Here is a 12,378-nt window from a genome sequence, read left to right as displayed (position 1 = left end):
CTAGAACAGCGTTACCTCGCGGTCCGCGGCCGGGTCGGAGGTTATCAGCGGCGCGGTCGCGGTGAGCGTCAGCTGGACGGCGAGTCCTGAATGGTCCGTGAGCGCGGGGCTCCCCGAACGGGTGTCGTGGACGTACGTGCAGCTGGTGAGGTGGGCGAGGAGCGGAGTGGAGGCGTGAGCGTGGTCGTAGCGGTAGCCGAGTTCGGCGCGGCGGGCCCAGCTGTGCTCGATAGCGGTCGGATGCAGCGCGCGGAAGGCATCGGTGAGGCCGTGCCGGTGGGTCAGTGCGATGTAGAAGGCGGTCTCGAACGGCGCGAACTGCCCAGGGTGCGGTGGCACGTGCCCGGGTTCCAGGACGTTGAGGTCACCCAGCAGGAGAACGGCGGCGTCGTCCCTGGTGGCTTCGTACGCCTGGTGGAATGCCTCGATCCACGCGCGCTTGCGAGTCGTCTTAGCTTCGGTGGCGTCGCGGGACGGGACGTAGGCGCCGACGATGCGCAGCGGCCCGTCGTCGGTGTCCAGCACGATGCCGGCCAGCCGCGCGGGCAGGTAGGACATCGCCGCGCCGATGGGGTCCACCGTGCACTCGAGCCTGGAGAGCAGCATGACGCCGCGTTCCTTATCGGAGTGCTCGGGGAAGGTGACCGACCAGCCGGCGTCGCGGTAGGACTCGGCGATCAGCTGAGTGCCGGGCCCGGAACCGGTCTCGGTGAGCACGAAGACGTCCTCGTCGCGGCGGGCGAGCCAGTCGCGCTGGCGGCGGGCTCGCTCCAAGGCGGGGTTGCCGACGTTGAGGGTGAGGACGGTCAGGGGCATGCCGGGCTCTCCGTGAGGGTGCGGTGGATCAGGTCGACGATGGTGCCAGCCGTGGCGCGGGGATCTTCGGCGCACTCGATCATCTCGACGGGCCAGCCCTGGTCGCGCAGGAAAGTCATGGCCGCCAGGTAGCCGAGGGTTTCGCGAAAGCTGCTTCCGGGGGTGCGCTCGAAGCGGCTGTGTCCGCCGCGGGCGCGGAGGCGCTGTTCGACGTCCGTGGGTGGAGCTTTGAGCGCGCACACGAGGTCGGGGCGGTACACATTGTGGTTGAGCGCCCAGACGACATCGAGCGGGATGTTGTCGAGCCTCTGCAGGACCAGCGACGATGCCGCGTACCGGTCGCAGAGCACGATCTTGCCTTCGGCCAGGGCCCGGAGGATCTCGCTGGCCAGTTGGTGGTGACGGTCGGCCGCGCAGAGGCAGGCCAGAGCCATGTCGCGGTAGGTGTCGGTGCCATGCCGAGCCAGTTCGCCCAGCGGGGAGCGCGACGGCTGGACGGTGGTGTGCACGGGAACGCCGTCCTCTCCGAGGAGCTTGGCGACCAGCGCAGTGATCGTCGTCTTGCCGACGCCGCCGGGGCCTTCGAATGCCACCAGCTTGCCCGGCAGCCGCGGCGCGCTCATGCGACGTCCAGGGGCAGCAGCCGGTGGGTCTCGGCGGTGATCGGGCACTGTTCGGTGTCGACGTCGCCGATGCGTCCGCCCGCGGCGACGACCGCGGCGGGGCAGCCTTTGCCACATCGGGGTTCGAGGCTGCAGGACGTACAGGTGGGATTTGCGCCGACCTGGAACCGCTCGCGGAACCGGTACGCGTCGAGGCGGACGGCGAGGTCGCGATCGGTGAAGATGTTGCCGACGATGAAGTCGGTGTCGGGGTGGCGAGAGATCGGGGTGCGGGCGGCGAAGACGAGGTAGGGGCAGACGGTGACCTCGCCCGGAGTGAAGACGTAGATGATCGTTCCGGCTTCACAGCCGGCGAGGGGCTTGCCGTCGGTGTTGGGGAAGCGAATGTGGGCGATGTCGAGGTCGGGCCCGTCGAACGGTGCGGTCAGCTCGAAGATCTCCTGCATGTGCATGGTGGTCTTCGCGAGCTTCCGCTGGGACTTCACGCCGCGGCCCATGCTGCCCAGCGGGTTGAGCAACACGTAGCGGGCGCCGTTCGCGCGGGCGAACTCGCACAGCTGCACGTACTCCTCGTTGGCAGCCAGGGAGTTCGGCGTGCACAGCAGCCCCTGCAGGAGGCCGGTCGCGGCGAGCTTGCGGACGTTGGCCACGGTCACGTCGAACGAGGCGCGGTCGCCGCGGAACAAGCCGTGGGAGTCGGCGGCGAACCCGTCTAGCGAGACGTTGACGTGCACCCCGGCGGTGGCGAGCTGCCGGATGAGCGTGTCGTCGAGCTCGGTGGCGTTCGTGCAGATGCCGACGTCGATTCCGGCGTTGCGGAAGGCGTGCACGATGCCGAGGAAGTCCGGGTGAACGGTCGGCTCGCCGCCGGTCAGCGTCACCCGGCGTACCCGGGCGTCGGCCAGCCGAGGGACGACTTTCTTCACGACCTCGGTCAGCGGCATGTCCTTGCCGTGCTTGGTCGCGGAGACGAAGCAGTGTGCGCAGCGCAGGTTGCATCGCTCGGTGATCTGGACGAGTGCCTTGCGGTACGGGGTGTCGACGGTGGTGCGGAAGTAGCAGCTCGACGCCTGCTCGTCGACGGCGATCGGACGGACGGTCATCGTTGACTCCTTTGAAGATGATGCGAACGGCTGTGGCTAGGTCGAGTCAGTTGCGCCCGACTCTTTGTTGCCACAGTGGAATGCCGCGCTGGTGCCGGACGATCGCGTCGCAACGTTCGCACTGACGGGGGATGCGCTGACGCTGTCGCTGGCTCAACGGCAGGAATGCCGCGACGCCTGTGACACCGCAAAGCATGGTGATCGCCTCGCCCGCGGCGGGGATGCTTTCAAGGCGTGCGTGGTGCCACACCCCGTCCATCACCGGGTGGATCATGAGGGGATCGATGTAGATCAGCGCGGCTGTCATGACACTCGGTCCCACGGGAAGCCGCCCAGCGCGTCGGCTGTGGCTGACTTGCTGAGTGCCTCGCGCTGAAGAGTTTCTGCGGTACCCGAGTACTTATCGAGCAGCGGCTTCTCGGTTAGGTAGGCGTTGCAATGAACGTTCTTGAACGCTACCGCCATCGACGTTCGTCGGCTCTCGTAGAGAGTGAAAGCCTGAGGCAGGTTCAGTCCTTTCGCCTTCGTCGGCACGATTCGGACGCTGACATGGTGCAGACCCGCCACCGTTCGGAGGTGTCGAACCTGCTCTTCTGAGCCAGCTTCGCTGCTCACTGCACGTAAGGCTTCCTCACCGATGAGGAAGAGATAGCGGCGAGGACCCTTCAGCATCACTTGCTGGCGAACGGCACGCTCAAGTGGTTCAAGTTCTCCGCTGCCGGGCGGCTCCTCGTCCCTGTCCGGGTCGCGATCGAAGTGTTGCCGAAGCCGAAGTTGATCGGGAAGGCAGAAGGGGGACCATTCGACCACGCGGTCCGATAATTGCTCGTATGTCCACATCAGACTGAACGCCTGCGTTTCTTCACATGCGATGAGGTTGTCGTCACAGACCTGTTTGGCCAGTTTGATGAGTTTCTGGTACTCGACGCCGCTAATCCCGAGGAAGCCGAGAATGTGAGCGACATCGGGTGCATGCGGGACGTGGGTTCCCAGCTCCAAGCCGGACAGGCGCGCCGGTGACATGCTGAGCTTGTCAGCGAGGCGGCGCAGTCCGATCTTCCGCCGTTCGCGTTTCTCGCGGAGGTTGGCGCTGACGAGCAGCGCAGCAGGGCGGCGGATGGTTGGCAAAGACATGGTTGATCTTCCTGCTGGTGGTCGTGGTAGTTCTGCGGTCGCAAGCGAGGGGTACGGCCCGGTTATCGCCAGCGCTCCGGTAGCGGTCGCGGAGCGCCGAACTTCGGCCAGAAGGCTTCGAGTGCCAGCCTCGCCGCTTGGAGGTCCATCTCGGTCAGCTGCTCGCCGTGTTCGCGCGGTCGCCTGAGCTGCCGGAACGCGGCCCCCACACGGGTCGCGGCCTCCGGTTGGAGAGCTGCAGGCAGCGACGTTCCCTCCGATGCGGTAACCCGAATGCCGGGGATGGCACCTGATTCGTAGGGGACCTTGTTGTCACTGTGTGCCACTGCTGTTGCTTGCATGGGTTGAGCGTGCAGCGGAAGGTTTCGGCCGCAAACGACGTCGACGTATGAGTTTCAGCAGGTAGGAGTCGCGTGGCACCGGATCCATACATCCGGAGGATGAAATCCGGCACTGTGTTGTGTTCGATCGAATACACTGCGTGTCAGGTAGTGGGTAGGAAGGGAACGACCGTGCAGATGCCGACGAGAAGGTGCGAGAAATGCGGCGCGCGCCTGGCTCGTGACCGCGTGAGCAACCACTGCGGACCCTGCATCCGCTTGTTGATCGCGAACGAGGCGCCACCCCAGCCGGACACTTTCTGGGCTGCGGAAAGCATCAGCGCTGCGCTGAAGGCTCGTCACTTCGGCCGGCTCTTCGCCGCCTACCGCAAGGAATCCAACCCGCACGTGTCCCAAGCCGCGCTCGGCCGGTGGCTCGGTCTGACGCAAGCGCAAGTCAGTCGCCTGGAAGCGCCGGGCGCCCGCCCTCCGAGCAACCTGGTGAACCTCGAACGCTGGGCGAAGGCCCTGCAGGTTCCCCCGGCGCTGCTGTGGTTCAACGTTTCCCATACCGTCGAGGAATTGGCCGGCGCAGGCGACGACATTAGCCTCGGAGGCGTGCAAAGGCGACAGTTCTTCAAGACCGCAGGTGTCGGTGCCACGGCGATCGGCGCGTCATTGCTCGGCGCCGGGCCGGCCGTCGCGGCCAGTCTGCCCAAGCCCCGCAGCACGGACGTCGAGATCGTGCGCGACATGACGGCGACGTTCCGCCGTCTGGACAATCGATTCGGAGGCGGACACAGCCGCGCGACGACGACCATCACGAACTATCTGACATCGACCGTCACGCCGATGCTGAAGGACACGACCAGACGAGCTGCGGCACGGGAAGAACTGCTCGGTGCGGCCGCCGAACTGCACCAGGTTGCCGGCTGGATCGCGTTCGACGTCGGCAACGCCGCGGAAGGACAGCGGCGCCTGCGCGACGCGTTGAAGCTGTCGCAGGACGCGGGCGACGATGCGCTCGAGGCCGAGATGCTCGCGGCGATGAGCCATCACGCCGCATTCAATGGTGCTCGCGAGGTCGCCGTCGACATGGCGCTCGCCGCGAGGCGTACGTCGAAGAGGTCGGGTCTAGCCGCTCTGCAGGCGGAGGCTGCGGTGCTCGAAGCGCACGGCCACGCGCTGCAGGCCAACCCCTCAGCTTGCTTCGCGGCTCTTCACGAGGCCGAACGCGCCTTCGAACGCTTCTCACCCGGCGCCGGACCGGCGTGGCTCAACTACTTCGACAGCGCGTATCTCTCGGCGAAGTTCGCTCACGTGTTCCGAGACCTCGGGTCCGCGGCTGAAGCTGAGCAGTTCGCTCGCCGGGCCCTGGGAATGGACGACGGGTACGAGCGAGGGAGGTTGTTCAACACCGCGTTGCTTGCGTCGACGTTGGCCGACCAGGGCCGTGTTGACGAAGCGTGTGCGGAGGCCACCGTCGCGGTGCGCATGAGCGAGCAGGTCCGGTCGATCCGAGGTGGTGCCTACCTCGCCGATGTCGGTCGTCGACTCAGCCCCTACCGCGCCGATCGGCGGGTGCGTGCGCTCTACGCGCAAATGGAGGACGCCGGCGTGCCGACCCCGGTTCAGCGGTAGAACGCGAGGACGTGGAGCAAGGCGACCTGTGACGCCGCGCCGACGATCTCACCCTTGGTGATGCGGTCACGGACCGAGTCGAGCGGTATCCAGGCCACCCGCTCGGCCTCGTTGATGTCTTCGGGCTCGCCGACATACTCCGCTCCGCGGGCCACGAACAGCAGGTTCTCGGCGTCGGCGCTGCCGACGGTGGGCTGCATCGATCCGAGCGGCTCGACGTTCAGCGGCCGCCATCCGGTCTCTTCCTCGACCTCGCGGACAGCGGTCGCCGCGGGGTCCTCACCGGGGTCGACGTAGCCGCCAGGCAGCTCCCAGACCCACCGGTCGATGATGAACCGGTGCCGCCACATCATGAGAACGCGGTCTTGGTCGTCGAGGACAGCCATCATCGCGGCTTTGGGCATGCGGAGCACGTACTGCTCGAACTTCACGCCGTCCGGTAGCTCGACCGAGGCAATGCTGAGGCGGAGTCGGCGAGTGTCGTCGACGACTCGCTCGCCGTGGATCGTCCAGCGTGTCAGCTCTTGCCCGTTCGATTCGGTGGCCACATCACGAGATGTTACGGCGTTGGTCCCGGGTGCGCGCTGTCTTCGATGGCCCTGCCTCTCACGCCGCCGGGAGCTCGATGGGCTGACCTCTGACGATCATCACTCGAGGTTGGCGGAGGTTGGCCAGGTCAGCGAGCAGGTCGTCCAGCGGGACCAGCAGGTCCGCTGATAACCCTGGTGTCAGCTGGCCGGCCTGCCGCCGAGCTCGGCGCTTCCGCGCTCGTCGTCGCCAGCTCGACGACGTGACCGCTGTCGACGCCGAGGTGCTCGTAGAGCTGGAGAGCTCCGGCGTAATCGTCGAAGCCTGAGCTCGTCGCGCTGGCGTCCGTGCCGGGACCGTCCGCCTTCGCCCGCCCGCAGGCAGTTGCGATGGTCAATCGTGGCGACGCCCGTCTCGGTGGCCGCGGCGATCGCGTGGGAGCCGTCGGGTGTGCGGCGACCGGTAGCCCGGCCTTCGCTGCCTCGTCGACGACGACGGCCAGCTGGCGCTCGGTGACTTGGCTGCCCCGCACCAACGGCGAGTTCGAGGTGATCGTCTTGCGCCCGCTTACGGGTGAGACGCGGACGGTCCATCGAACGCATGTTCTACGATTTGATAGCTTGGCCGTGCGAGGTTGGGACGCTGAGCCTGGAGGTTGTTGTGGCGTGGTTGCTGAAGGAACGAGCTTCCGGTCGCGAGTGGCGAGTCGGCGACAGCGACCTGGCGTGGGAAGCCGGCGGCTACGACTCCGCGCGCTTCGAACTCCACGTCCTCGACGAGGAAGTCATCGGCACGCCAGACGGCGTGCCAGCAGGTGTGTTGACCCACCGATAAGGCAATCTTCCGCACTGATGTGCGGAACCTGGGCTCGGTCATAGCCGGTCGGATCAGGCGAAGCGGCGCGGGAACAAGTTCGACGGGTCGTACCGAGCCTTGGCCTCGGCGAGCGCCGCCTGTGCCGTACCGAGGTGACGTGTCCAGTCGGCGCCGGTGAACGGGATGGCCCCGGTCGGGTAACTGGTGCCGCCCACGCTGACGGCGGTGTCGTACCACCGTCGGTTTGCGGCCATCATTTCCTCGGCTTTCGCCGCGTCCGCCGCGAAGCGAAGCCCGGCGACCAGGTAGACCGTGCTGGCTTCGGGGAGCCGGAAGAGCGGGGTGCCGAACGCCGCGGTGGTCATCGGGTAGATGAGGATCAGCCCAGACGCGCCCAGGCCGGCCTGCTCGAGGTCGGCCATGATTTCGCTCGTGAACGTATCGAGCTCCGCGTCGGGCAGCAGCAAGTTGGGCCACGGGTGCGGGGCCTGCCATTCGCCGGTGCCCTCGAGGTACGTCACGGTCTCGTCGAGGCGGGTGGCGAACTCCCAGTAGCTCAAGTCCTCGATCTTGTCGCGGGCGGCCACGAAGCCGATACCCGTAACGAGCACGCCATCGTCGGGCTCGCGGGGTGGCGTGTAGTACGAGGCAACGTCCAGCATGTACACCCAACCGTCCGGGGTCGGCAGGATCTCTCCCTGCAGGAAGTCGAATCGGCCGTCGGCGAGCAGACGGCGCTGGCTGGCGAGCAGCTCGTCGATGGTGGGGTAGTAGACCTTGACGCGTCGCACGCGCGCGGGTGCCGGGATCAACGGCAGGGTGGCTCGCGCGATGACGCCGCACTGACCGAAGCCTCCCAGCACGGCGTGGAACAGGTCGGGTAACTCGGTCGGTGAGCAGCGGCGGAGTGCGCCGTCGGCCGTGACGACATCGAGCGCGAGCACGTTGTCCGTCTGGACCCCGTACCGATGGCTGGTACCGCCGATTCCGCCCACCGACAGCGTGCCTCCGACAGAGATTCCCAGGTAGTCGGTGAGGACCCGTGGAGTCAGCCCGCGCTGGAGCGTGCGTGCGAGAAGCGCGTTCCAGGTCGCGCCGGCGTCGACGGTCACCTCGTCTTCGGTGAGATCGTGAACCTCGTTCAGGGCGGTCAGGTCGATGACCAGACCGTCGAGCGCTTGCGCCTGTCCCAAGCTGGTGTGGCCGCACCCGCGGGGAACGACGGCGATGTTGTTGGCCGCGGCAACGGGCAGGACGGCCTCGATGTCGGCTGTGGACCCGGCGCGGAGAACCGCGAGCGGCGGGCGCTTGACGATGCCACCGAAGTCGGCCGCCGCGAAGGCCGTCGCGGCGGGATCGGTGACCATCGTGCCGTCAAGGCTCAAGTGGGAAAAGACGTTCGAAGTCAATGCGTTGTCCCGTCTTCCAGGTTGGCGATGCTGGCGCGCACAACGGCTTCGGCGGGATCGCCCCGCCGTTCGAAGATGGTCGCGGCCTCTTCGAGCCGACAGCGCGCCATGGTGCTGTTGCCGCGGGCAATCCATGTTCGTGCGAGAGCCCAGAGGGTGTCGGCTTGTCCCTTGTCGTCGTGCGCGGCCCGTTGGACGGAAAGGGCTTCTTCGAGCCGGTGCAGCGCGTCATCGAGCATTCCGGCGGCGAGGTAGGTCGTTCCCAATTGGTAGAGCGAGAGACCTTCGCCGTACTTGTCGTCGATGGACCTGCAGAGGGACAGTGCGCGGTCGGCGTACCGGAGCGCGTCTTCGGTGTGCTTCTCTGCCCGGCAAAGGTCGGCGAGATGTACCAAGGCCACCGATTCGGCGTGCTGGTCGTTCTGGTCGTGGTGGATCACCATACCGCGCTCCAGTGCGCTCTTGGCCATGCTGACGTCCTCCATGTCCGCATACGCGAGTCCGATGCCGATGTGGCACCACGCCGATCTGGTCGGTTCCCCCTCGTTCTCCAGCAGGTCCAGTCCTCGGCGAAACGCATCGCGGCCGCTTTCCGGGTTTCCCAAGCCGAGTGCGACGAGGCCGAGGCCGGTCAGCATGTCCGCCTGCAGACAGGGGTCGCCGAGTTTGGCCGCGGCCTCCAAGCCCAGGTGGTAAGTGCGTTCCCAGATCGTCCACGGCTTGCGGAGGTGGAAGTAGGAAAAGAGCGCTTGCGAAAGCCGGCAGGCAAGATCAGGACGCCCGATCCTGAGGGCAAGCCCGACCACCGCCGGAAAACTGGCCAGTTCCCGCTCGCACCAGGCGAACGCCTCGGCGTAGCCAGGTAGCGCAGTATCGGAGGTCGGCGGCCGGAACGGCTCAAGGGCGCGCCCGGCCGCGGCGGCGGTGTCGAGGTACCACGACAGTTCCCGTGCTTGAGCTCGCTCTATCTCTTGGGCGGCGTCAACGGCGAGGGCCTGCTCGGATGCGTAGACCCGGAGCAGATCGTGCAGCCAGAAGTGATCCCGGCCGGCCTCCTCGACCAAGTGGCACGTGGCGAGTGCGTGAAGAAGCCGCGCTGCCTTGTCCAGCGGTATGTCGGCGAGCGCCGCGGCCGCAGGAACACTGATCTCCTTACCAGGGTGCAGGCCGAGCATCCGGAACATCCGCGCTGCCGCCGTCGGCAGCGCGCGGTAGGACCAGGAGAAGACCGCCCGGACATCGGCGTCCTCGTCCGACGCGAGAGCGGCGAGCCGTTGACGCTCTTCGGCGAGGTCTTCAGCAAGCTCGGACAGCCGGATGGGATGCGCGGCGATCCGTTCCGCGGCGACCGCGACGGCGAGCGGGAGGTGGCCGCACCGGTCGAGGACGGCTTGCGCCGCCGCCGGCTCATCGTCGACCCGCGAGCCCACGATTTCCTGCAGCAAACGGAGCGAATCGTCGGAGGTGAAGGGGGCTAGAGCCAGCTGTGCTGCACCCGTGCGCACGGCCAGCCCGGTGAGCGTGACCCGGCTCGTCACCAGGACTGTGCTGCCGGCCGCGCCGGGGAGCAGGGGACGTACTTGATCCGAAGAGACCGCGTTGTCGAGCACGACCAGGATGCGGCGATCGTGTGTCATCGTGCGAAACAGCGCGGCTCGCTTCTCCTCAGTAGAAGGTACGTCCGCGGGAGTAAGCCCTAGGGAAATCAGGAAGTCTTCCAGGATTTCGGCGGGGCTCGCCGGTGATTGGTGTCCTGAGTGGCCGCGCAAATCCGCGAACAGCTGGCCGTCTGGGAAGCGGTCGATCTCCCGATGGGCCCAGTAGAGGGCAAGGGTCGTCTTTCCGACTCCAGGTGGTCCGTGGACGGTCGCGATCGACAGCCGGTCAGCTTTCTCCGAGACCGCGTCGAGAGCCGACAACTGAGCGCGTCGCCCGACAAACCGGCCTGGGGCCGCCGGCAGCTGTGCGGGACGCGTTACCGCGGCTTGCGAATCACTCTGGCGTGGACGCGGAATCAGGGCCAGCAGTTCGCCGTCAGCTTCGAGTGCGTTGTCGCAAGCCTCAGCCAGCTCCGTGGTCGCGGCACGACGGCCATGCTCGACGTTGGCGAGGTGAGCCCGGCTGTAGTGAGTGCGAGCGGCCAGTTCCGTCAGTGAAAGCCCGCGAGCGATTCGCACATCCCGAAGGCCGGATCCGAAAGTCTTTCGCCTCTCAACTTCCGATCCCCGTGTTTCATGTTTCTTGTACATGAAAACAGAAACCCCCTGGTAATCGCGGTCGCTCCAGCAGATCCTGAGATGGAAGCACCGAGCGACGGATACGTACCCCTCGGCAACGAGGGTAGCGCCGCTGGAGCTTCGAGACAGGCAAGTCGCGGGACGCCGCGAGCAAGATCGTCCGCGAGGTGGACGGTCGAGTACTGAAAGTGATCATCGCTCAGTCTGTGACACCAGACGGGTGACATCACGAACGGTGCGCCGTGAGCGCTTCGTGACGGCCCCGCCTCGCTCTTCGGAAGTGCCACCTGTCCGGTCGGACTGACACCTGTGTGGACGTCTGGCTGTCTTGAGCCTCTTTGGAGAATGAAATGTCCATTTCAATGCATCTTCAGCGCGCTTCCGTTATCGGAGCGATCGTTGTGTCACTAGGTTGCTCCGCGGCGATGGAAGCAGCCGCTCTACCGGAGCCGGAAAGGGTTGAAATCGCTGGTTGTGGCTACATCGGCGGAGGTGAGTACACCCATTGCGACAACGGTTCCGGGTCGACCGTGATGCTCGACGTTCAGGACATTTTCTTCAATCTGTATCACTACTGCGTCGGGCCCGGGACCACGAACCTCCAGTCGGTGATCCGCTGGCGCGTGATCGGCGCTTGGTGGAACGGTGGAGTGGGGTGCGGCCCGGGGTACTACGGCCCAGCGTGATGGCACAGTGCGCGACTCCTTCGTGCGAGAAGATCGTAGGGCGGTCGTTGCCGCTCCTGCCGACGAAGGAAGCTCGGTCGTCGGTGAAAGTCAGGCAGCGACCGCGAGCATCGCCGTCATCCCTGTGAGAAGGCACGGTCCGAACGGCACGGCTCGGCTCGCTCTATTGCGAGGTAGGAGCAGGAGTGCCAGCGCGATGAGCGACGCGAGCACGATCGCGCCGGCCAGCTCGGCCCAGCCAAACCAACCGGTCATCAAACCGACCACGGCCGCGAGGCCGATGTCTCCGGAACCGACACCGCCTTCGGTCAGAACCGCGAGCAGCAGGTAGAAGCACGCTCCCGCAAGCATCGCCCACAGCGCACGGAGTCCGGGACCGGGGTCGGAACGTGCCAAGCACAGGAATGCGAGACCGAGCGCAGCGCCCACCAGCTGAGGCACGACGACTATTCGAGGTAACCGATGTTCAAACCAGTCGATGATCGACAACGGGACTCCGAGCACCAGTACGAAGGCGTAGACCGGCAGCTCCCCTCGGGAGCCGACACGCCAGGCGAGGATTCCGAGTGCCAATGCGGTGAGGAACGCGCCAAACCACCACGACGACGCGATCTGCGCCGGTCGGCTGGAGAACCGCTTGGTGATCACGCTTCCCCCGGCCCCGAGGCCGAAGCCCGCTACCGCGCTGATGATGGCCGGCCAACCGTTCACAGCGGTGCCGCCGAGTTGTCGCTGATGCAGCTCCCCATGAAGCAATGCTGGCCAGCTCGTTGGCCGACTGCACTGCTCGTCCCACCAACGAGTGAATTTCGGGGGAGGTGGCGTCGGCGACATGACGGTCAGCTGATCATTCCCAATGGAGGGGACGTCATGAGTCTGCGTCACGGTGCCATCGGTGCCTCTTTGGTCTTGCTGCTTGGAGCATGCAGCTCCGCCACGCCGAGTGGGCCACCGATGCCTTCAAGTACCACGGCGGCAACGAGGAGTGTGCTACCGCAGCCGGTAGACGAAGCGAAAGAGCGCGCGGTGGCTGCCTACCTCGGCATGTGGAGCGACATGGCTGAC

At 66.4% G+C, this 12,378-nt stretch carries 12 protein-coding genes; 3 read left to right on the top strand and 9 right to left on the bottom strand.

The genetic code is table 11. From position 1 onward, the window contains the following. Genes AB0M93_RS24870 through AB0M93_RS24850 form a run of 5 tightly spaced genes read right to left on the bottom strand, consistent with a single transcriptional unit; the run spans position 1 to position 3,676 of the window. Entirely contained in the window at positions 1 to 816 is an 816-nt protein-coding gene (locus AB0M93_RS24870) for an endonuclease/exonuclease/phosphatase family protein (RefSeq protein WP_364276640.1), read from the bottom strand. Continuing rightward, positions 807 to 1,439 carry a dTMP kinase gene (gene tmk / locus AB0M93_RS24865; RefSeq protein WP_364276638.1) on the bottom strand — a complete coding sequence of 211 codons (633 nt, stop codon included), beginning with the start codon at positions 1,437 to 1,439 and terminating at the stop codon, positions 807 to 809. The genes AB0M93_RS24870 and tmk overlap by 10 nt, the downstream gene beginning before the upstream one ends. After that, positions 1,436 to 2,542 (bottom strand): radical SAM protein, encoded by a 1,107-nt coding sequence (locus AB0M93_RS24860; protein WP_364276636.1) that lies wholly within the window; start codon positions 2,540 to 2,542, stop codon positions 1,436 to 1,438. The genes tmk and AB0M93_RS24860 overlap by 4 nt, the downstream gene beginning before the upstream one ends. A gap of 46 nt (positions 2,543 to 2,588) precedes the next feature. Continuing rightward, positions 2,589 to 2,849, bottom strand: a complete 261-nt coding sequence (locus tag AB0M93_RS24855; RefSeq protein ID WP_364276634.1) for a hypothetical protein — start codon at positions 2,847 to 2,849, stop codon at positions 2,589 to 2,591. Continuing rightward, positions 2,846 to 3,676: a Scr1 family TA system antitoxin-like transcriptional regulator gene (locus AB0M93_RS24850; RefSeq protein WP_364276632.1), complete on the bottom strand. Its 831-nt coding sequence runs from the start codon at positions 3,674 to 3,676 to the stop codon at positions 2,846 to 2,848. Before AB0M93_RS24850 ends, AB0M93_RS24855 begins: the two co-directional genes overlap by 4 nt. Positions 3,677 to 4,194: 518 nt before the next feature. Here AB0M93_RS24850 and AB0M93_RS24845 point away from each other — a divergent pair. Next, positions 4,195 to 5,637 (top strand): helix-turn-helix domain-containing protein, encoded by a 1,443-nt coding sequence (locus AB0M93_RS24845; RefSeq protein WP_364277067.1) that lies wholly within the window; start codon positions 4,195 to 4,197, stop codon positions 5,635 to 5,637. Here AB0M93_RS24845 and AB0M93_RS24840 read toward each other — a convergent pair. Beyond that, the gene (locus tag AB0M93_RS24840; RefSeq protein ID WP_364276630.1) at positions 5,628 to 6,185 is read right to left on the bottom strand and encodes an NUDIX hydrolase; all 558 of its coding nucleotides are present in this window, start codon (positions 6,183 to 6,185) and stop codon (positions 5,628 to 5,630) included. The two genes, AB0M93_RS24845 and AB0M93_RS24840, sit on opposite strands and share 10 nt — an antisense overlap. A 580-nt stretch (positions 6,186 to 6,765) precedes the next feature. On the opposite strand from AB0M93_RS24840, the gene AB0M93_RS24835 reads away from it, so the two are divergent. Next, on the top strand, positions 6,766 to 6,999 hold the full coding sequence (locus tag AB0M93_RS24835; RefSeq protein ID WP_364276628.1) for a hypothetical protein: 234 nt from the start codon (positions 6,766 to 6,768) through the stop codon (positions 6,997 to 6,999). A gap of 53 nt (positions 7,000 to 7,052) precedes the next feature. On the opposite strand, the gene AB0M93_RS24830 is transcribed toward AB0M93_RS24835, so the two are convergent. Next, entirely contained in the window at positions 7,053 to 8,390 is a 1,338-nt protein-coding gene (locus tag AB0M93_RS24830; protein ID WP_364276627.1) for an FAD-binding protein, read from the bottom strand. After that, positions 8,387 to 10,639: a tetratricopeptide repeat protein gene (locus tag AB0M93_RS24825; RefSeq protein WP_364276625.1), complete on the bottom strand. Its 2,253-nt coding sequence runs from the start codon at positions 10,637 to 10,639 to the stop codon at positions 8,387 to 8,389. Before AB0M93_RS24825 ends, AB0M93_RS24830 begins: the two co-directional genes overlap by 4 nt. Positions 10,640 to 10,977: 338 nt before the next feature. On the opposite strand from AB0M93_RS24825, the gene AB0M93_RS24820 reads away from it, so the two are divergent. Next, positions 10,978 to 11,313 carry a DUF6355 family natural product biosynthesis protein gene (locus AB0M93_RS24820; protein WP_364276623.1) on the top strand — a complete coding sequence of 112 codons (336 nt, stop codon included), beginning with the start codon at positions 10,978 to 10,980 and terminating at the stop codon, positions 11,311 to 11,313. A 90-nt stretch (positions 11,314 to 11,403) separates the two neighbouring features. Here AB0M93_RS24820 and AB0M93_RS24815 read toward each other — a convergent pair whose 3' ends face one another. Then, complete coding sequence (locus tag AB0M93_RS24815) at positions 11,404 to 11,961, bottom strand: prepilin peptidase (protein WP_364276621.1); 558 nt, start codon at positions 11,959 to 11,961, stop codon at positions 11,404 to 11,406. Positions 11,962 to 12,378: the final 417 nt, after the last annotated feature.

The organism is Amycolatopsis sp. NPDC051102, assembly GCF_040682815.1.
Taxonomy (GTDB): Bacteria; Actinomycetota; Actinomycetes; order Mycobacteriales; family Pseudonocardiaceae; genus Amycolatopsis.
The sequence above is the reverse complement of the archived record's forward strand: the minus strand, read 5'-3'. Positions and strand labels throughout refer to the sequence as shown.

Bases quoted from the DNA above. Each gene is read 5' to 3' on its own strand.
- AB0M93_RS24870 (WP_364276640.1), bottom strand. From the start codon at position 816: ATGCCCCTGACCGTCCTCACCCTCAACGTCGGCAACCCCGCCTTGGAG.
- tmk (WP_364276638.1), bottom strand. From the start codon at position 1,439: ATGAGCGCGCCGCGGCTGCCGGGCAAGCTGGTGGCATTCGAAGGCCCC.
- AB0M93_RS24860 (WP_364276636.1), bottom strand. From the start codon at position 2,542: ATGACCGTCCGTCCGATCGCCGTCGACGAGCAGGCGTCGAGCTGCTAC.
- AB0M93_RS24855 (WP_364276634.1), bottom strand. From the start codon at position 2,849: ATGACAGCCGCGCTGATCTACATCGATCCCCTCATGATCCACCCGGTG.
- AB0M93_RS24850 (WP_364276632.1), bottom strand. From the start codon at position 3,676: ATGTCTTTGCCAACCATCCGCCGCCCTGCTGCGCTGCTCGTCAGCGCC.
- AB0M93_RS24845 (WP_364277067.1), top strand. From the start codon at position 4,195: ATGCCGACGAGAAGGTGCGAGAAATGCGGCGCGCGCCTGGCTCGTGAC.
- AB0M93_RS24835 (WP_364276628.1), top strand. From the start codon at position 6,766: ATGTTCTACGATTTGATAGCTTGGCCGTGCGAGGTTGGGACGCTGAGC.
- AB0M93_RS24825 (WP_364276625.1), bottom strand. From the start codon at position 10,639: ATGTACAAGAAACATGAAACACGGGGATCGGAAGTTGAGAGGCGAAAG.
- AB0M93_RS24820 (WP_364276623.1), top strand. From the start codon at position 10,978: ATGTCCATTTCAATGCATCTTCAGCGCGCTTCCGTTATCGGAGCGATC.